This is a genomic window from Mycobacterium sp. PSTR-4-N (assembly GCF_022348085.1).
Classification (GTDB): domain Bacteria; phylum Actinomycetota; class Actinomycetes; order Mycobacteriales; family Mycobacteriaceae; genus Mycobacterium.
This window is the reverse complement of sequence record NZ_JAKRFN010000017.1, coordinates 116,755-134,208: the sequence shown is the minus strand read 5'-3', so window position 1 is coordinate 134,208 and position 17,454 is coordinate 116,755. Positions and strand designations below refer to the sequence as shown.

At 69.3% G+C, this 17,454-nt stretch carries 18 protein-coding genes; 11 read left to right on the top strand and 7 right to left on the bottom strand.

Features of this window, described 5'->3' with window-relative positions; genetic code table 11:
* Positions 1-172: 172 nt before the first annotated feature.
* Both MHN84_RS21180 and MHN84_RS21175 read right to left on the bottom strand, forming a co-directional pair.
* The gene (locus MHN84_RS21180) at positions 173-1,660 is read right to left on the bottom strand and encodes an FAD-dependent oxidoreductase (RefSeq protein WP_241206468.1); all 1,488 of its coding nucleotides are present in this window, start codon (positions 1,658-1,660) and stop codon (positions 173-175) included.
* 72 nt (positions 1,661-1,732) lie between these two features.
* On the bottom strand, positions 1,733-3,715 hold the full coding sequence (locus MHN84_RS21175; protein ID WP_241206467.1) for an FUSC family protein: 1,983 nt from the start codon (positions 3,713-3,715) through the stop codon (positions 1,733-1,735).
* A 33-nt stretch (positions 3,716-3,748) separates the two neighbouring features.
* Here MHN84_RS21175 and MHN84_RS21170 point away from each other — a divergent pair, with 33 nt between their 5' ends.
* Positions 3,749-4,459, top strand: a complete 711-nt coding sequence (locus MHN84_RS21170) for an EthD domain-containing protein (protein ID WP_241206466.1) — start codon at positions 3,749-3,751, stop codon at positions 4,457-4,459.
* A complete protein-coding gene (locus MHN84_RS21165) occupies positions 4,456-5,205 on the top strand; it encodes an enoyl-CoA hydratase/isomerase family protein (protein ID WP_241206465.1) in 750 nt (249 codons plus the stop codon). Before MHN84_RS21170 ends, MHN84_RS21165 begins: the two co-directional genes overlap by 4 nt.
* On the opposite strand, the gene MHN84_RS21160 is transcribed toward MHN84_RS21165, so the two are convergent.
* Positions 5,189-5,389 (bottom strand): bacterioferritin-associated ferredoxin, encoded by a 201-nt coding sequence (locus tag MHN84_RS21160; protein WP_241206464.1) that lies wholly within the window; start codon positions 5,387-5,389, stop codon positions 5,189-5,191. The two genes, MHN84_RS21165 and MHN84_RS21160, sit on opposite strands and share 17 nt — an antisense overlap.
* A gap of 207 nt (positions 5,390-5,596) precedes the next feature.
* On the opposite strand from MHN84_RS21160, the gene bfr reads away from it, so the two are divergent.
* Genes bfr through MHN84_RS21135 form a run of 5 tightly spaced genes read left to right on the top strand, consistent with a single transcriptional unit; the run spans position 5,597 to position 8,887 of the window.
* Positions 5,597-6,088, top strand: coding sequence for a bacterioferritin (bfr, locus tag MHN84_RS21155; protein WP_241206463.1), 492 nt, complete (start codon positions 5,597-5,599; stop codon positions 6,086-6,088).
* A gap of 19 nt (positions 6,089-6,107) precedes the next feature.
* On the top strand, positions 6,108-6,590 hold the full coding sequence (locus MHN84_RS21150; RefSeq protein WP_241206462.1) for a carboxymuconolactone decarboxylase family protein: 483 nt from the start codon (positions 6,108-6,110) through the stop codon (positions 6,588-6,590).
* 29 nt (positions 6,591-6,619) lie between these two features.
* Complete coding sequence (locus tag MHN84_RS21145; RefSeq protein WP_241206461.1) at positions 6,620-7,972, top strand: glutamine synthetase family protein; 1,353 nt, start codon at positions 6,620-6,622, stop codon at positions 7,970-7,972.
* Between the two features lie 55 nt (positions 7,973-8,027).
* Entirely contained in the window at positions 8,028-8,399 is a 372-nt protein-coding gene (locus MHN84_RS21140; RefSeq protein WP_241206460.1) for a helix-turn-helix transcriptional regulator, read from the top strand.
* A 2-nt stretch (positions 8,400-8,401) separates the two neighbouring features.
* Positions 8,402-8,887, top strand: a complete 486-nt coding sequence (locus tag MHN84_RS21135) for an SRPBCC domain-containing protein (protein WP_241206459.1) — start codon at positions 8,402-8,404, stop codon at positions 8,885-8,887.
* On the opposite strand, the gene MHN84_RS21130 is transcribed toward MHN84_RS21135, so the two are convergent.
* Genes MHN84_RS21130 through MHN84_RS21120 form a run of 3 tightly spaced genes read right to left on the bottom strand, consistent with a single transcriptional unit; the run spans position 8,888 to position 12,886 of the window.
* The gene (locus tag MHN84_RS21130) at positions 8,888-10,651 is read right to left on the bottom strand and encodes an amidohydrolase family protein (RefSeq protein WP_241206458.1); all 1,764 of its coding nucleotides are present in this window, start codon (positions 10,649-10,651) and stop codon (positions 8,888-8,890) included. It abuts the gene before it with no gap.
* A gap of 11 nt (positions 10,652-10,662) precedes the next feature.
* Entirely contained in the window at positions 10,663-11,079 is a 417-nt protein-coding gene (locus MHN84_RS21125) for a nuclear transport factor 2 family protein (RefSeq protein ID WP_241206483.1), read from the bottom strand.
* Between the two features lie 16 nt (positions 11,080-11,095).
* Positions 11,096-12,886: an amidohydrolase family protein gene (locus MHN84_RS21120; RefSeq protein ID WP_241206482.1), complete on the bottom strand. Its 1,791-nt coding sequence runs from the start codon at positions 12,884-12,886 to the stop codon at positions 11,096-11,098.
* A 104-nt stretch (positions 12,887-12,990) separates the two neighbouring features.
* On the opposite strand from MHN84_RS21120, the gene MHN84_RS21115 reads away from it, so the two are divergent.
* From MHN84_RS21115 to MHN84_RS21100, 4 genes are all read left to right on the top strand, one after another.
* On the top strand, positions 12,991-13,938 hold the full coding sequence (locus MHN84_RS21115) for a dienelactone hydrolase family protein (RefSeq protein ID WP_241206457.1): 948 nt from the start codon (positions 12,991-12,993) through the stop codon (positions 13,936-13,938).
* Between the two features lie 99 nt (positions 13,939-14,037).
* Positions 14,038-15,144 (top strand): glycosyltransferase, encoded by a 1,107-nt coding sequence (locus MHN84_RS21110; protein ID WP_241206456.1) that lies wholly within the window; start codon positions 14,038-14,040, stop codon positions 15,142-15,144.
* 38 nt (positions 15,145-15,182) lie between these two features.
* Positions 15,183-15,575 (top strand): hypothetical protein, encoded by a 393-nt coding sequence (locus MHN84_RS21105; protein ID WP_241206455.1) that lies wholly within the window; start codon positions 15,183-15,185, stop codon positions 15,573-15,575.
* A 93-nt stretch (positions 15,576-15,668) separates the two neighbouring features.
* Positions 15,669-16,136 carry a hypothetical protein gene (locus MHN84_RS21100; protein ID WP_241206454.1) on the top strand — a complete coding sequence of 156 codons (468 nt, stop codon included), beginning with the start codon at positions 15,669-15,671 and terminating at the stop codon, positions 16,134-16,136.
* A 1-nt stretch (position 16,137) separates the two neighbouring features.
* On the opposite strand, the gene MHN84_RS21095 is transcribed toward MHN84_RS21100, so the two are convergent.
* On the bottom strand, positions 16,138-17,442 hold the full coding sequence (locus tag MHN84_RS21095) for a cytochrome P450 (RefSeq protein ID WP_241206453.1): 1,305 nt from the start codon (positions 17,440-17,442) through the stop codon (positions 16,138-16,140).
* Between the last annotated feature and the right edge of the window lie 12 nt (positions 17,443-17,454).

The window sequence follows — 17,454 nt, the reverse complement described above, 5'->3', positions numbered from 1 at the left end:
CCGAAACCTAGAGGCACACCGCGTGCGCGTCCCTCAATTCACCCAAGGAACGCCGATCCCGTTGTATCGCACCGCAAAACCTTGCTGACCAGCATGAACGCGCCCATGAGAACACTAGGAGCGCCACACTAGTTCGAACCACCGACAAACTCCCGACGCGCCGCCACGGGAGTCAAGGCCGCACGAACCACCGTTGCAACCAGCGCTCCAACATCGGTCCGTCACCGGGTCCGCCGGCAGCAGCGAGGTACCCGTCCGGCCGGACCAGCAGCCATCCCCGCGGATCAGGCACCCGCCCGTCGCGCACGCGTACCACGCCATGCCACGCCTGCGCGACGTCAGCCACCGCACCCGCCTCGGGACCGGCGAACAACGTCAGCGCGCCGAGATCGAGCGCGTCGTAGAGACCGTCCACATCCGGCACGCGGTCACCGGCCCGCAGTCCGCCCAGGCCGCCCGCACCGTCGGCCAGCGCGTCGCCGCGATAGCCGGCCGACAGCTGCCCGAACATCGATGCCGCCGCATTCTGGACGGCGTCGCGTGCCAGCGCCCGAGGCGCCATTCGGATACGAAGGGCATGCACGATCGGATTGGTGGAGTTGAACACCCGGGTGCCGATCTCCGTGAAGCGCAACACTTTTCGAATCACCGGCAGACGTTCGCCGGAGTAGGTGTCGAGCAGTTCCGGCCGAGCACGGCCGTCGAGCACCATCGCGAGCTTCCACCCCAGGTTGACCATGTCCTGGATTCCCACGTTCATTCCCTGCCCACCCGCCGGGCTGTGCACGTGCGCGGCATCCCCGCCGAACAGCACCCTGCCCGAGCGTAGATCCGCGACCATGCGGCTGTTGATCCGGAACTGCGAACTCCAGTTCAGTCCGTGCAGCCGCGCCGGAACACCGACGGTACGGTCATAGAGCTCCTGCATCTGCCCGATTGTCGGTACCGCCCCATCATCAGCCAGAACCGCCGACGGATCGGTGGCCATCATGCGAAAACGGCCGCGTCCCATGGGAAAGACGGCGACAAAGCCCCGGCGGGCCAGGAAGATGGACACCTCGTCTTCAGGTATCGGGCCGGCGATGTGCAGGTCGGCCAGCACGTAGTCGTGCGGCAGGGTGCGGCCGGGAAAGTGCATCCCCAGGGCTTTACGGATCGTACTGTGGGGGCCGTCGGCGGCGATCACGTACTGCGCCTCGATGCACTCGTCCTCACCTCCGGCGGAACGCACTGTCGCCGAGACGGACTGAGAGTCGTTACGCACCGAGACGACGTCGACCCCCCGTTCGACCTTGACGCCCTGACGGGCCAACTGTTCGGACAGCAGACGCTCGGTTTCCGATTGGGCGAGCATCAGGATGCCGTTGAACGCACTCGGCATCCGGCTCAGTTCGACGCGCGCGAGGTCACGCCCGTCGGCATGCAGGGCCGCGGCCCGCACCGCGTTGCCGAGGGGCAGCATCTCCTCACCGACGCCGCGGACCCGCAACAGTTCCAGGGTGCGCGCCTGCACGGCCAGGGCTCGCGACTCCGCCGACGGCTGCGGCGCACGGTCGACGACGCGGACGCTGATCCCCAGGCGGGACAGTTCGAGCGCTGCCGCCAGGCCGGTGGGGCCCGCACCGACGACGAGGACGGGAATTCGGGATCGGTCGGCCATCGGATCTCCTTAAGTCAACAATTGATGACTTTGACTGTAGGCCGATCCGGCCGAATGTCAACAGATGATGACTTAACGTCGGCGTGACGGCGAGGGCCACGGAGTGTCGGCGACCAGGCAGAGCGCACGCGTCATCGCCCCGATTTCGGACACCAACACGCGCGCCGATCCCTCCACCGACTCGTGCGCGGGCACCGATCGCCGCACCCGTTCGGCGGCGGCGGTCAGTTCCTCGGTGTCGACGCTCCACGGGTCGGCCGCTGTCCCCGGTTCCCCACACAGCGCCTCGACGTACTCGTCGACCGCCCGGACGAACGAACGGTGCGGCTGGGGAAACGCATCGACCGGCAGATTGTCCTCGAGCGTCGCGCACGATCCCGTGATCGTGTTCAGCACCGTGCGGTAGCACCGCAGCCAACGACGCTGCTCGGCCGACACCAGACGCGCCGCACCGGACGCAGCCTCGAAGGCCGCCCGGGCACGGAACGTGCGCTCCCACGCGGCGGCTCGAACCTCTGTCGCACTGTCGATCTCGTGCAGGTAGACCTTCACGACCGTGGCCGCGTAATCGATCTCGGTCTTCAGTAGTTCACCCGCCCGCTGAGCGAGTCGGGTCAGCGGATCGTCGGGCATCAGCACGTGGGCGAGCACAGCCAGCGCACCACCGACCGCTGTCGCGATCAGCACATCGCGCGGGTCGACGAGCACCGCGGCATGGTCGATCCCGAGAATGCACGCGGCAGAGACCGAGACCGCGGCAGCCGCCGCGAGATACCCGTACCGTGACGCCGCGTGTGCGACGCACAGGCCAACGCCTGCCAGGACGGCGAACACGGCCGGCGCGGTGTGCGCGACCACCGCGACGCAGGACACCAGCAGCGCGCCTGCCGCCACGCCCGCGGTGCGTCCCACGCAGCGGGTGTAGGTGTGCGCCGTCTCGGGCCGCAGCACCATCAGCACCGTGAGCGCGATCCATGTGCCGTCGCCCCCCGAGATCACCCGCCCCAGCACGCACGCCAGCGCAACGGCGACCCCGAGGCGTGCGGCGTGGCGCACCACGGGGGAGTGCCGGTCGACGCCGGTCCGCAATCGCTCGAGCGCCACCCGCACCCGGGCGCGCAGGTCGGCCGGTCTCACATGGAGCCCGTCATTCGGTCGTCGCGCCGCGGCGAGGTGCAGATGGGCGGAAAGTCGTTGCGCAGCAGGCGCACCGTCACCCACCGCGGCGACGGCGGCGTCGAGGCGACGTAGCGCGGCGTCGACATTCCCGCGGGCCGCGCGGTCGGGATCCGCGAGCGCGGTCAGGGTGGCTGCGGCGGCGTGCAACACGTCGGTCGCGCCGGCGCTCGCCGCGACGTCGGCCAATGACGAGCCGATACGTCCGGGGACCAGATACCAGTTGCGGTAGCCGGCGGACCGTCGTTTGGGCTGCGCGGTGTCCGCGATGAACGCCGCCCTCAGCGCCACCATCGGCTCGGTGCTGGCCACGGATTCCTCGGCATCGGCGGCCAGACGCGTCGCGTCCGCGGCCAGCGAGCGATACGCCGTGGCGAGGGCCTCGCGCTGGATACGCCATCGCTGCGGTGGCCATATGGCGGTCACCGCGGCCTGCACCGCACCCGAGCCCACCGCGAGCGCCGCCGCCCCGAACGTCGACGCCCAGGTGGGCGCCGTCAGCCCCGCAACGATCAGGAGCGCTCCCGACGCGCTGGCGACCAGCCCGGCCTGCGCGCCCCACACCCAGGCCAGCGCAGCGAGCGCGCACCAGGCGCCGACGGCCACGACAAAGACCGCGAACAGCGTCGACGCCGCCGTGCCCACGAGGATCGCGACGCCCATCACGATCGAGACCACCAGCACACGCAGCGTCCGTCCGCGGGGATCCTGCGTCAGGGCCACCACCGCGGCGATCGCCGATGCGCCGGCGACCGCGGTCGCCGAGCCTGCCGGCCCCCATCGGATCGCACACAGCGCCGCCGCGACGGTGACGACGACACTGCGCAGCACCGGAGCCGCCTCCGGTAGAGCCGCGCGCATCGTCTCGGCCGTGATCATCTCCCCATTCTGGCCCGGGGTTATCGTCGCGGAGTGGAGAAAGTCATCATGACGTTGCGTGGCGCGCCCGGTGACGAGGCGTGGTGCACCCGCGTGCGTACCGAGGTCGCCGAGCAGCTGGCCGACACCGGTGTCGCCGGACTCGCGGTGAACGTGCGCGATGCTGCGGTCACCGACTCGTTGATGACGCTGACCACGCTCGACCCGCCGGTGATCGGTGTCGTCGGCATCTGGACGGATCAGTACTACGGGCCCCAGATCGCTTCTGCCACCGAGATTCTGAGCCGACACTGCGAGGAGCTCGCCGCGTACCTGGTCACCGAGTCGGTCCCGTTGCAGCCCCCGCGAACCGCACCCGGGGAACGGACGCCGGGTCTGGCCAACGTCGCTCTGCTGCGCCGGCCGGCCGACATGGACGAGGGGACGTGGCTGACGAGATGGCATCGCGACCACACCCAGGTGGCGATCGACACCCAGGCGACGTTCGGCTACACCCAGAACACGGTGGTCCGTGCGCTCACCCCGGGGGCCGAACCGATCTCCGCGATCGTCGAAGAACTCTTCCCGCTGGCCGCGACCACCGATCTGCACGCGTTCTTCGGCGCCGCGGACGATGACGATCTTTCCGACCGCATGACGCGAATGATGGCCAGCACCGCGGCCTTCGGCGCCAACGAGAACGTCGACACCGTTCCGAGCAGCCGCTACGTGCTGCGCGACCCGTTCGCTACGCTGCTGCCGTGACTCTGCAGATCAGCGATGACAACCGGGTTCGCACGCTCACGCTCGACCGGCCCGAGGCGCTGAACGCGTTCACCGAGGAGCTCTACCTGGCGACCGCGACGGCGCTCGACGAGGCCTCTGCCGACCCCGAGGTGGCCGTCGTGCTCCTGACCGGCGCGGGCCGCGCGTTCAGTGCGGGTAACGACCTCAAGGAGATGCAGGCCCGCATCGCCGACGGCTCCTACAGCGGGGGCAGCAATTTCCCGATGATGATCACCGCGCTGGCGGACCTGACCAAACCGTTGATCTGCGCGGTCAACGGCGTCGGGGTGGGGATCGGGACCACCATCCTGGGTTACGCGGATCTGGTGTTCATGTCGTCGACGGCGCGGCTGAAGTGCCCGTTCACCAGTCTCGGCGTCGCCCCCGAGGCGGCCTCGTCCTACCTGCTACCGCAGCTGATGGGCCGGCAGAACGCGGCGTGGATGCTGTTGTCCTCGGAGTGGGTGGACGCCGAGGAAGCGCACCGGATGGGCATCGCCTGGAAGGTCTGCGCTCCCGAGGAGCTGCTGCCCGAGGCGCGGCGGCACGCGGATGTGCTTGCCGCGCGGCCCGTTTCGAGCCTCTCGGCGGTCAAGCGCACGATCGCTGCGAGTTACCGGCCGGGAATCGCCGAGGCCACCGCGCGGGAGAATGCCGAATTCGCCGAGTTGCTGGGCGGGGTCGCCAACGCGGCCGCGTTGGATCAGTTCAGCCAGCGACGCTGATTGCCGGCGCGGCCGGGACCTGGGCGAAGTGCGCCTCGATGATGGCCCGCAGGTTGCGACGGCAACGGCCGCAGTCACCGCCGGCTCCACAGGCCTCGGCCAGGTCGCGCGACGTGCGGGCGCCGTTGGCCACGAGCTCGCCGACGACGTGGCTGGTGGTGCCGGTGCACAGGCAGACGAACATCCGTTACGCCCATCCTCACTGTCGTCGCCGAATCGGTCAGTGCAGCCTTACCTTCGGTAGCGAAGTCTAGCCTTACTTTCCGGGATCGGTCCAGGCCCACCTCGCCGCGGCGGCCGGAGATGCGTCGGCCGAGGCCGGCGGTGCACTAGATTGAACGTGCTCGCACGACAGTCCGTGCGAGCCGACGACCTGGTTGAGGAGCAAGCCATGCAAGGGGATCCCGAAGTTCTGAAGTTGCTCAACGAGCAGCTGACGAGCGAGCTGACGGCGATCAATCAGTACTTCCTGCACTCGAAGATGCAGGACAACTGGGGCTTCACCGAGCTGGCCGAGCACACCCGCAAGGAATCCTTCGAGGAGATGGTTCATGCGGAGAAGATCACCGACCGCATCCTGCTCCTCGATGGCCTGCCGAACTATCAGCGACTGTTCTCGCTGCGCGTGGGCCAGACCGTGCGCGAGCAGTTCGAGGCCGACCTCGCCATCGAGTACGAGGTGGTCGCCCGGTTGAGGCCGGGAGTCATGATGTGCCGCGAGAAGGGTGACGCGACGTCGGCCACGCTGCTCGAGGGGATCCTGGCCGACGAGGAACTGCACATCGACTACCTCGAGACGCAGCTGGAGCTGATGGGCAAGCTGGGCGAGGAGCTCTACCTGGCTCAGTGCGTGTCTCGTCCGCCCGGCGTCGGCACGAACTAGAACGCGTTACACTTCGGCCATGAGCCGAATCGGGGACTTCGCCGACGATGACGTGACCGGCTTCGCGGTGACGTCGCCGGAGCTCGGCGCAGCGATGGCCCGGTTCAGCAATGCGGTGTACACGAAGAACCGGTTGCCGATGCGCACCCGTGAGGCGGCCCGCATCGTGATCGCGTACGCCAACGAGTGCGTCACGTGCCAGAACACGCGCGACAGCGACGGCGAGGCCAACGGCATCACCGAGGAGTTCTACGACTACGCCACGCAGTGGCGGACGTGGCCGGGGTACAGCGACCAAGAACGTATCGCGATGGAGTTCGCGCACCGGTTCGCCACCGACCACACCGGGCTGCGCGACGACGAGGATTTCTGGGCCCGGGCCAAGGAACACTTCGACGACGAGTTGCTCACCGATCTGGCGATCTCGTGCGCGATGTGGGTCGGCATGGGCCGCATGCTGCGCACCCTCGACATCGGACAGGCCTGCGCGATCACGCTGTGAACGCCACGGCCCGACGGCAGAATGACCGCATGGCCGCCAAACCGCTCGCCGCCGCGGCGATCGCCCAACTCGAATCCGACGGCGTCGCAACCCTCATCGGCACCGTCGTCAACCCCGCCGGACTGATGCACGCCAAGACCGTTCCGCTGCGCCGGATGGGGTCGTTCGCCGATCCGGGACTCGGCGCCAGCCCGGTCTGGCATGTGTTCACGATCGATCAGGTCGGCATCGCGTTCAGCCCGGCGACCGGCGTCGTCGGGGATCAGCGAATCCGGATCGACCTCGGCGCGCTGCGCATCCTCGGTGACGGGTTCGCATGGGCACCAGGTGATTTCCACAGCCAGGACGGGTCCGACGATCCGTTCTGCACCCGTGGAACGCTGCGCCGGGTCCAAGAAAGACTCGCGCATGCGGGTTTCGACGCGTTGGTCGGCCACGAGATCGAATTCGTGCTCGTCGGACCCGACGGGGCCGCGCTGCCTGCCGACCTGTGGGCCCAGTACGGGCTGGCGGGAGTCCTGGAATACGAGGGCTTCGTCCGCGACGTCACGGCCGCGGCGACGGCATCGGGGGTCGCGATCGAGCAGTTCCATCCCGAATACGGGGCGAACCAGTTCGAGGTCTCGCTCGCCCCGCTTCCGCCCGTCGCCGCGGCCGATCAGGTGAGCCTGATGCGCATCATCATCGGCCGCGCAGCACGCAGATACGGTCTGCGCGTCAGCCTGTCACCGGTGCCGTTCGCCGGCAGCGTCGGATCGGGCGCCCATCAACACTTTTCGCTCCTCCGTGACGGCGAACCCGTCTTCTCCGGTGGCGACGGCCCCGCCGGCATGACCGGGGAGGGAGCGTCGGCGGCGGCGGGCGTACTCGCCGGCCTCGCCGAGGCGCAGGCGGTCCTCAGCGGTTCGATCCTGTCCGGGTTGCGCATGCAGCCGGGCAGCTGGGCCGGCGCGTACGCGTGTTGGGGTACCGAGAACCGGGAAGCCGCTGTGCGTTTCATGACCGCGGGACCGGCGAACGTGTACGGGGCGAACGTCGAGGTCAAGATCATCGATCCGTCGGCGAATCCCTACCTGGCCGCGGCCGCCGTGCTCGGTCTCGCACTCGACGGCATCGAATCGGGGCGCAGCCTGCCCGCCGAGGTGGCGGTGGACCCGTCATCGCTGTCCGAGGCGCACCGCACCGAGGCGGGCATCACGGTGCTGCCGACCGACCAGCGGGCGGTGCTCGACGCCCTGGACAGCTCGAGCACGCTCCGCGGGATCCTGGGCGACCCGGTGGTCGACGCGGTGCTGGCGGTGCGCCGCTACGAAGACGAAACCTACGGCAACCTCAGCCCGGAGGAGCTCACCGACAAGTTCCGCCTGGCCTGGAGTGTGTGACCGAGCACGTCTGACCCCTTGACAACGTACAACCGTTCGGTTGTATGTTGGTGCGGTGGATGTGCTCGACGAAGACCGCGCCGACGCGCTGTTCCATGCGTTGGCCGACCGGACCCGGCGCGACATCGTGCGCCGAGTCCTGGCGGGCGAGGCCTCGGTGTCCACGCTCGCGGCCCACTACGACATGAGCTTCGCCGCCGTGCAGAAACACGTCGCCGTGCTCGACCGAGCCGGGTTGATCACCAAGCGCAGGCGAGGCCGCGAACAACTGGCCCGCGGCGAGGTCACCGCGATCCGGTCCGTGGCCTCGCTGCTGACCGAGCTGGAACAGGTGTGGCGTGGCCGCATCGCCCGTATCGACGACCTCATCGCATCCGACGACACCGCTTCCGACAACGCTGCATCCGAGAACACCCGAGAGGACTGACCATGCCCGTCACCGACGTTCACCACGACCTCGACGCCCGTAGCCTGACCATCGTCGCTGATTTCGCCGCGCCCGTCGAACGCATCTGGCAGATCTACGCCGACCCACGCCAGCTCGAAAAGGTCTGGGGGCCGCCGGGATACCCGGCCACCGTGGTCGATCACGACCTACGACCGGGCGGGCGGGTGACCTACTACATGACGGGACCCGACGGCGAGAAGTACGCCGGGTACTGGGTTGTCACCACGGTCGACGAGCCGCACGGGTTCACGTTCGACGACGGCTTCGCCGAACCCGACTTCACCCCCAAAACCGAACTGCCGGTGTCGAAGAACGCGTTCACGTTCGTGCCACACGACGGTGGCACGCGCGCGACGTACACGAGCAGCTACGCATCGGCCGAGGCGCTGCAGCAGGTGCTCGACATGGGCATGATCGAAGGCGCCACGTCGGCGACCAACCAGATCGATGCCCTGATCGCCGGCTAGCTAGCGCACGCCGCGCAGCAGCCGGCCCGGCCGCGCGCCGGTGTCCGCCCCGTGCCGGCGCGTCACCACGCCGCTGACGACGGTCGCGTCGTACCCCGAGGCGCCCTGGATCAGGCGACGCCCACCGGCCGGCAGGTCGTAGACCATGCGCGGGACATCGAGGCGCAGCGCGTCCATGTCGATCACGTTGAGATCGGCCTTGCGCCCCTGGGCGATCACTCCGCGATCGGACAGTCCGAAAAGCGTTGCAGTGTCCAGGGTCTGCTTACGCACCACGTACTCGAGGGAGAACTTCGGCCCCCGGTGGCGGTCGCGCGCCCAGTGCGTGAGCAGGAACGTGGGGTAGGACGCGTCGCAGATCAGTCCGCAGTGTGCCCCACCGTCGGAGAGCCCCGACACCGCGGCCGGGTGGGTCATCATCTCGTAGATCGCGTCGTGGTTGCCCTCGGCGTAGTTGAAGAAGGGCAGCATCAGCATCGCGGTGCCACCGGAGGAGAGCATCAGGTCGTACATGGTCGCGAGCGGATCCTCACCGCGGCGGGCGGCGATCGCGGCGACCGTCATGTCCGGTGTCGGCTCGTAGTCCGGCGGGTCCCCGATGGGGAAGATCTTGTCGACGCTGTACTGGATCAGCGCGTACAGCCCGTCGAACATCGGCACCGGCTGCGGCGGCAGATCGGTCTCGGACAGGATGGCCGCCCGCACCGCAGGCTCCGCGAGCCGGGCCATCAGATCGGTGTGGCCGAGTTCGGCCTTCAGTTTCCGGTAGGTCGGACGGTGGGTGAACGCGTGGTATCCGCTGAAGCCGAACAACATCCCGAACGGGCGGGCGGCGAACTGTGCGATGAGTTCGATGCCCTGATCGAAGGCGGCGCCCGCACGGTCGAGCTGGTGGCGCCACAGATCGGGTGCGCCGCCGGTCTGGGTCATCGTGAACGACACCGGCCGCTCGGTCTCGGCCGAGAGCTTGGTCATCCAGTCGAGTTCCCGCATCGTCGCCTCGGCGGGGCTCTCGCCGGCGGTGCCCTGGGGCGACACCTCGAACACGGCCCTGCCGCCGGCGGCCATCGCGCGACCCAACCCGAACAGTTCCGCCTCCGCGGCGTAGGTGCCGGGCACGGGTTCGCCGTCGATGGCGCGGTGCGCTTCGGTGCGGGAGGTCGAAAAACCCAGTGCACCCGCCTCGATCGCCTCGGTCACGATGCGCGCCATCGCCGCGATGTCGTCGGCGGTGGCCTCCTCGTTGCGGGCGCCGCGTTCACCCATCGCATAGCCGCGAACGGCCCCGTGTGCCACCTGAGTGCCGTAATCGACTGCCAGAGAGCGCTTCTCGATGGCGTCGAGATACTGCGGAAAGCTCTCCCACTGCCAGGTGATGCCCTCGGCCAGCGCGCTGCCGGGGATGTCCTCCACGCCTTCCATCAGCTCGATCAGCCATTGTTCGCGTCCCGGCCGCACCGGTGCGAAACCCACGCCGCAGTTGCCGCTGACCACGGTCGTCACGCCGTGCAGGCTCGAGGGCGCCAACGTGTCGTCCCAGCTGACCTGGCCGTCGTAGTGGGTGTGCACGTCCACGAACCCCGGCGTCACGAACCGCCCTGTCGCGTCGATGTGCTCGGCGGCGTCGGTCGTCAGCCCCTCGTCGTCGCCGCTGCGCCGCCGCACCTCGACGATCCGGCCGTCCTTGACCCCGATGTCCGCCCGGAACCGCTCCGCCCCGGTGCCGTCGACGACGGTGCCGCCGGTGATCTTCAGGTCCAGCATCGGGTCTCCTGTCAGACGAGTCCGGTCGCGTCGAACACCCACGACATGTCGGCGGTGGCGAAGTCCGCCATCCAGCTGGGCGGGGCGTGGTTGGCGAGCGCGCCCATGTCCCAGTAGTCCTTCCACAACGTGATCTTCCCGTCGACCACCCGGTGCACGGTGACGAACTGCAGCACCGCCGATTCGCCTGTGGCCCAGTGCCATTCCTCGTGATGTTCGTACATCAGATCGGTGCCGTTGCTCACCATCAGGCCGGGGAAGTTCTCATAAGACGCCAGCGGCTCCAGGCCGATCTTGAGTCGTTTGACGATGTCCTCGGGCCCGCGGGCCGCCGCGGCGGGACCGACGGGCATGTCCAGATAGATGCAGTCCTCGGACAGGTGGGTCTTGAGCGCCTCCCAGTCGCGGGCCGACAGCGCCGCCCACATGCCCGCGACGGTCTGCTCAGCCGACACGGGTCAGCTCACCGGCCGACGAGGCCAGAGCCCGGACGCGGTGTGCGGCCCGCAGGAACCGACCGGTGCGCTGGGTGCCGACGACGTCGGTGAGCGCCCCGTCGCGGAACACCGTGCGCCCGCCGACGAGCACCGCGCGCACGGTCTCGTCGTTGCGGTTCACCATGCGGGGCAGCCCGCCGTACTGCTCGACCGGCGATTCGGCGTACCGGTCCAGGGAGTCGTCGAGACGTTCGGGGTCGATGACCACGACGTCGGCCCGGTCGCCGACCCGCAGATGGCCGGCGTCGATGCGGTACCAATCGGCCAGTTCGCCGGTGAGCCGGTGCACCGCGGCCTCGATGCTCATGAACGGCGTGCCTGCGCGTTCGGCGTCACGGACGTGCCGCAGCAGCCGCAACCCCATGTTGTAGAAGGCCATGTTGCGCAGATGCGCGCCGGCGTCGGAGAACCCCATCTGCACACCGGGGTCACGCGCCAGCATCTTGAGCACCTCCGGTCGGTGGTTGGAGATGGTGGTCCGCCACCGCAGCGCCGCACCGTGCTCGAGGACCAGGTCGAGGAAGGCGTCCACCGGATGCAGCCCGCCGCGATCCTGTCCGACCTGACCGAACGACTTGCCGATCACCGAGGCGTCGGGGCAGCCCACGATCTCGGCGTCGAAGAAGTCCCGGTGCCAGACCCGCATCCCGAACTTCGCGTCATAGTCGCGGCGGAAGCGGCGCCGGTAGTTCTCGTCGCGCAGCAGTGCGTTGCGTTCCACCTCGTCGCGCAGGTGCAGGGCGGCCGCGCCGGCGCCGAACTCCTCGAAGATGACCAGGTCGATACCGTCGGCGTAGACCTCGAAGGGCACCGGCAGGTGCTGCCAGCGGAAATCGCCGCCCAGCCCGTTGACCAGCCGGGCGAGCGGGCCGAGGATCTTGACCGCGAGCGGGTTCGACTTGATGTCGGCGGCCGAGAGCAGGCTGGTCTTGAGCGGGTTGCGCACGATGCCCAGCGACTGGAAGGCCTGCGAGGCGATGTCGACCGGGTTCTCGATGTCGGGCCCGGATTGCAACACCCGGTTCGCCTTGCGCAGCATTGCCTTGAGCCGGCGCAGCTCGCGGGGCTTGGCGTAGGTCGACGGCAGGGTCCGCGACCGGCAGACCTCACCGTCGAGCTTGTCGAAAAGTAGTTGCTGCGACGACATTCCGACGAAACCGGCGCGCAACGCCTCGGCCAGCATGCCCTCCATGCGCGACTGCTCGGCCCTGGTGGGGCGCTCCTCGGAGCGGGTGGCGCGGTCCAGACCCATCACCGCCGCGCGCATGTCCGAGTGGCCGATGAACGCCGCGACGTTCGGCCCGAGCGGACGGTCCTCCAACGCCGCGATGTACTCCTCGCCGTCACGCCAGGTCTTGTGCGCCTCGATCGCGGCGACCACGTGCTGGCGGGGGATCGCCTCCACCCGGCCGAAGATGTCGCCGGCGTCGGCGCCGTCCACGTAGACGGTCGAGAGCGAACAGGAACCGAGCAGCACGGTGGTGACACCGTGGCGCAGAGACTCCGACAGGGCCGGCTCACCGAGCACCTCGACGTCGTAGTGGGTGTGGATGTCGAGCATGCCGGGCAGCACCCACGCGCCGGATGCATCGATCACCTCGGCGCACTCGGCCTCGGCGAGGTCGTCCTCCGTGATCGCTGCGACGTGTCCGTCTTTGATCGCGAGGGTGCGTATCGCAGACGGGGCGCCGGTGCCGTCGAACCAGCGGCCGTTGCGAATGATCGTGTCGTAGGTCACAGTGCTGCTCACGTCCCCATCGAACAGGGCCACACGACACGTGTCAACGGCATCGTGAACACATTTTGCGAATTGTCTACCGGGCCCAGCGCATAATCGAGCAGGTGACGCCGCTGCAGCGCTACATCGCCGAAGAAATCGCCACCGACCACGTCGACGGCATCCTGTCCCGCCGCGAGGCGCTGCGCCGGCTGGCCCTGCTGGGGATGAGCGCCGCCGGTGCGTCGGCACTGATCGCCGCCTGCTCGGACAACGCGAACAACCGCACCACGCCGACCGATCCGACGGGTTCGACCGGTGCATCCGGCTCGTCCGGCACCCCGGCATCGTCGTCCCCACCGCGCCGGGAGCCCCCGGGCCAGGCCGGCGCTCTGCCCACCACACCGGTCACCTGGGCCGGCCCGGCCGGAGAACTGCAGGGCGCATGGGCCGAGGCCGCCGACGCGCGCGGCGGCATCCTGGTCATCCACGAGAACAAGGGCCTCACCGACTGGGTGCGGTCGGTCGCAGGCCGGTTGGCCGGGGCCGGCTACTCGAGCCTGGCCGTCGACCTGCTGTCCGGGCGTGGCGGCACCGACACATTCACCGATCCGGCCGCGGCCACCGCCGCGCTCGGCCAGATCCCGCCCGACACCATGGTGGCGGACCTGCAGTCCGGCATCGCCGAGGTGGCCCGCCGCACCCCGGGGCGCAAGCTCGCCGCGATCGGGTTCTGCATGGGCGGAGGACTGGTCTGGCGCCTGCTCGACACCGGGGTGCCGCAGCTTGCCGCGGCGTTCCCGTTCTACGGCCCCACTCCTGAGGACCCCGACTTCTTGAAGTCCGCCGGGGTGGCCGTGCTCGGTTTCTACGGAGAGCTCGACCAGCGCGTCAACGCCACCGAACCAGCCGCTCGTGCCGCCCTCGAGAAGGCCGGGATGGTCCACGAACTCGTCACCGAGCCGGGCGCCAACCACGCGTTCTTCAACGACACGGGGGAGCGGTTCGACCAGACCGCGGCCGATGACGCGTGGCGCCGCACACTGGACTGGCTCGTCGTGCACGTAGGCTGACCCCGGCCCGGGGCCGGCGGGGTTCGTCTGCACCGCCTGTTCGGCAACCCGCCACCTCGCCGTCGACTTCTGCACATCCCGGCACGTTCTGATGCCACCATGCGGGTCGTCCAGGTGGCCAACTTCTACGGGCCCCGATCCGGAGGCCTGCGCACCGCGATCGATCGGCTCGGCGCGGAATACCGCGCCGCCGGTCACGATGTCTTCCTGGTCGTTCCCGGACCGCGCCGCGAATGGACCACCAGTGCAACCGGTGTCGTTCGGGTCTCGTTGCCCGCCTTCGAAATTCCATTCACGGGCGGCTACCGCGCGGTGTCGCCCCGCCCGGTCAGGAAGCTGTTGGAGGCACTGCGCCCCGACGCGCTGGAGGTCTCGGACCGGCTGACGCTGCGCTCGCTGGGGCCGTGGGGCCGCGCCCACGGCGTGTCCACGGTGATGATCTCCCACGAACGACTCGACCGGCTGGTCGGCCAGATCCTGCCCACGCGGTCGGCTGAAGCGGTGGCCGACGCCGCCAACCGACGGACGGCCGCCAACTACGACGTCGTGGTGTGTACGACGACGTTCGCGCGTAAGGAGTTCGACCGCATCGGCGCGACCAACCTGGTCACCGTGCCCCTCGGCGTCGATCTCGACCAGTTCCACCCGCGGCACCGCTCCACGGTCGTTCGCTCTCGGTGGGCCGCACCAGGACAGACGTTGCTGGTGCATTGCGGCCGCCTGTCGATCGAGAAGCATCCGCACCGAAGCATCGATGCGCTCGCGGCGCTGCGCGATCGAGGTGTCGACGCGCGCCTGGTGATGGTCGGCGACGGGCCGCTGCGGGCCCGGCTGCAACGACAGGCGCACCGGCTGCCGGTCGACTTCACCGGGTACGTCGGCTGCCGCGACACCGTGGCGGCGATCCTCGCCAGCGCCGACGTCGCACTCGCACCCGGCCCCCACGAAACCTTCGGCCTGGCCGCGCTGGAAGCGCTCGCCTGCGGAACGCCCGCGGTGGTGTCGCGGACCTCGGCCTTGGCGGAGATCCTCACCGTGGACAGCGGCGCCGTCGCCGACAACGACCCGCGCGCCATCGCCCATGCCGTCACGGCGGTCATCAACCGGCCCGAGGACCACCGCAGACACAGCGCCCGCCGCCGGGCCGAGCAGTTCACGTGGCCGCGCTCGGCCGCCGGGATGCTCAGCGCACTGCGCGTGCAATAGCGGGTCGGCCGCCGCTGAGGTGGCCTACGATCCCAGGCATGCTGCGCATTCTCGCCGTCGTCGCGGCCGGGACGCTGACCTTCGGGACGCCCGGGGTCGCGCGCGCCCAACCCCAGGAGGGCAGCTGCGATTACGCGCTCTCTCCACCGACTCTGGTCACCGTGTCGGGCACCACGATGGTCACCGCGACCGTGTCACCACGGGCATGTACCGGTGCGGTGACCTTCCAGACCGTCGCGTGTGTGGCGATGGCCGGTGACCCGGGCCCGGGTCACTGCAGCCAGGGACGGGGAATCCTGCCGGCCCAGGTGTACTTTCAGCCCTACCGTCCCGGGGCCGCCTACACCTCGACCGGCCGCGGATGTGCCTCGGCGGGCAATCCCCCGCAGGCATCGTGCCGCGAGACCGGCCCGCTGACCGTCACGCTCTGACCGACGGTTTAGCGCAGCAACCGCCCGGGCATCCGAGCGCTTATTGATGGGGTCGTCAACGTCGCACGGCCCCGCGCGAGCCGAGGAGCCGTCATGGACAGCAACAACACCGTCTGGATCGTGGTGGCCGTGGTCGCGGCGATCCTGGTGATCGCAGCGATCGTGTTCGTCGCGCGCAGTGCCCGTAACAAGCGCCGCGCCGCCGAGGCCGACCGCATCCGCAGCGAGGTCGACCACGACAGCCAGCGCGTGCAACGACAGGCCACGCTGGTGGAGGAGACGGAGGCGAAAGCCCGTGCCGCACAGGCCGAAGCCGACGCGAAGGCCGCCGAGGCCGCGCGCCTGGCGGAGACCGCCGCAGGTCGCCGGGACGCGCTGACCAACTCGCAGCAACATCTCGACGCGCGTCGCGAGCATGCGGACAAGCTCGACCCGCGGGTCCGCCGGTCCGACACCGATGTCAGTGCCGACGACGACGGCGCGGGGACCGGGGGACGACACAGCAGTGAGGACGCGGGGCGCGACACCCATCGGGTGGCCCCTGACGCCACCCGGAACTGAGCTACCCGGTCCAGGCGACCGGTAGCCGCTTGATGCCGTGGATGAACGCCGATTGCAACCGGTCGGGTTCGCGGACGGCTCGCAGGTCGGGCACGGCGCGGTGCAGTTCCTCGAACGCCACCGTGATCTCCCGGCGGGCCAGGTTGGCCCCGAGGCAGAAGTGCGCACCGCCGCCCCCGAAACCCACATGCGGGTTGGGATGCCGACGCACGTCGAACGTCCACGGATCGGCGAACTTCGATTCGTCTCGGTTGGCCGAGCCGTACCACAGACTGACTTTGTCGCCGGCTGCGATACGCACGCCGCCCAGTTCGACATCCCGGGTGGCGGTCCGCCGCATGTAGGCCACCGGTGAGGCCCAGCGCACGATCTCTTCGACCGCGGTCGGCGCGATGGATTCGTAGTCGGCCCACCAGATGTCGCGCTGCTCGGGGAAGCGGCTGAGCGCCAGCACGCCGTGACTGATCGCGTTGCGGGTCGTCTCGTTGCCGGCCACGACGAGCAGGATGAAAAAGGACGCCACCTCGGCCGAGGTCAGCCGTTCGCCGTCGAGTTCGGCGGCGACCAGGGCGGTGGTCAGATCGTCGGCGGGATGTTCGCGCCGGTCGTCGGCGAGCGCCGTGGCATACGCCCCGATGGCCATCGCGACGGAGACGAACTCCTCGAAATCGGTGGCGATGTCGGGGTCGCCGAACCCCAGGATGACGTTGGTCCAACCGAAGACTCGCTGATGATCGGACTCGGGGATCCCCATCATGTCGCAGATGATCTGCAGCGGTAGCGGTCCGGAGAACTCGGCCACCAGATCGGCGTGCCCGTCGGGGTGTGCGGCCACCATGTCGGCCACCAACCGCGCTGCCCGCGCTCGCACCGAATCCTCGATCATCGCAAGCACTTTCGGGGTGAATGCGCTGCGCACGATGTTACGCAACCGGGTGTGGCGAGGGTCGTCCATTGCGATCATCGAGCCGAAGTACTCGGCCAGTTCCGGGGATTGATCGCCGATCACGATGCCCAGCGCCGAGCTGAAGATCTCGGGATGCCTACTGGCGTAGAACACATCGTCGTAGCGGGTCAGCGCCCAGTGCCCGGCGATCTCGGCATCACCGTCGGCCACGAACGCCTCGAAGAAACGGACGGGCGCCTCGCGGCGCAGTGTGGCGAACGCGCCGTCACGGATGTCGTCGTCGAGGCCCCAGAAATCCCACGACGCCAGGTCGGCGTCGGCCAGAGAGATGTCCGGCGGGGGAGTGCCGTTGACCCGGGTCACGTCGCCGAGTGTCGTGCCGAGTTCCGGGCTGCTCATGCAACCCGAGCG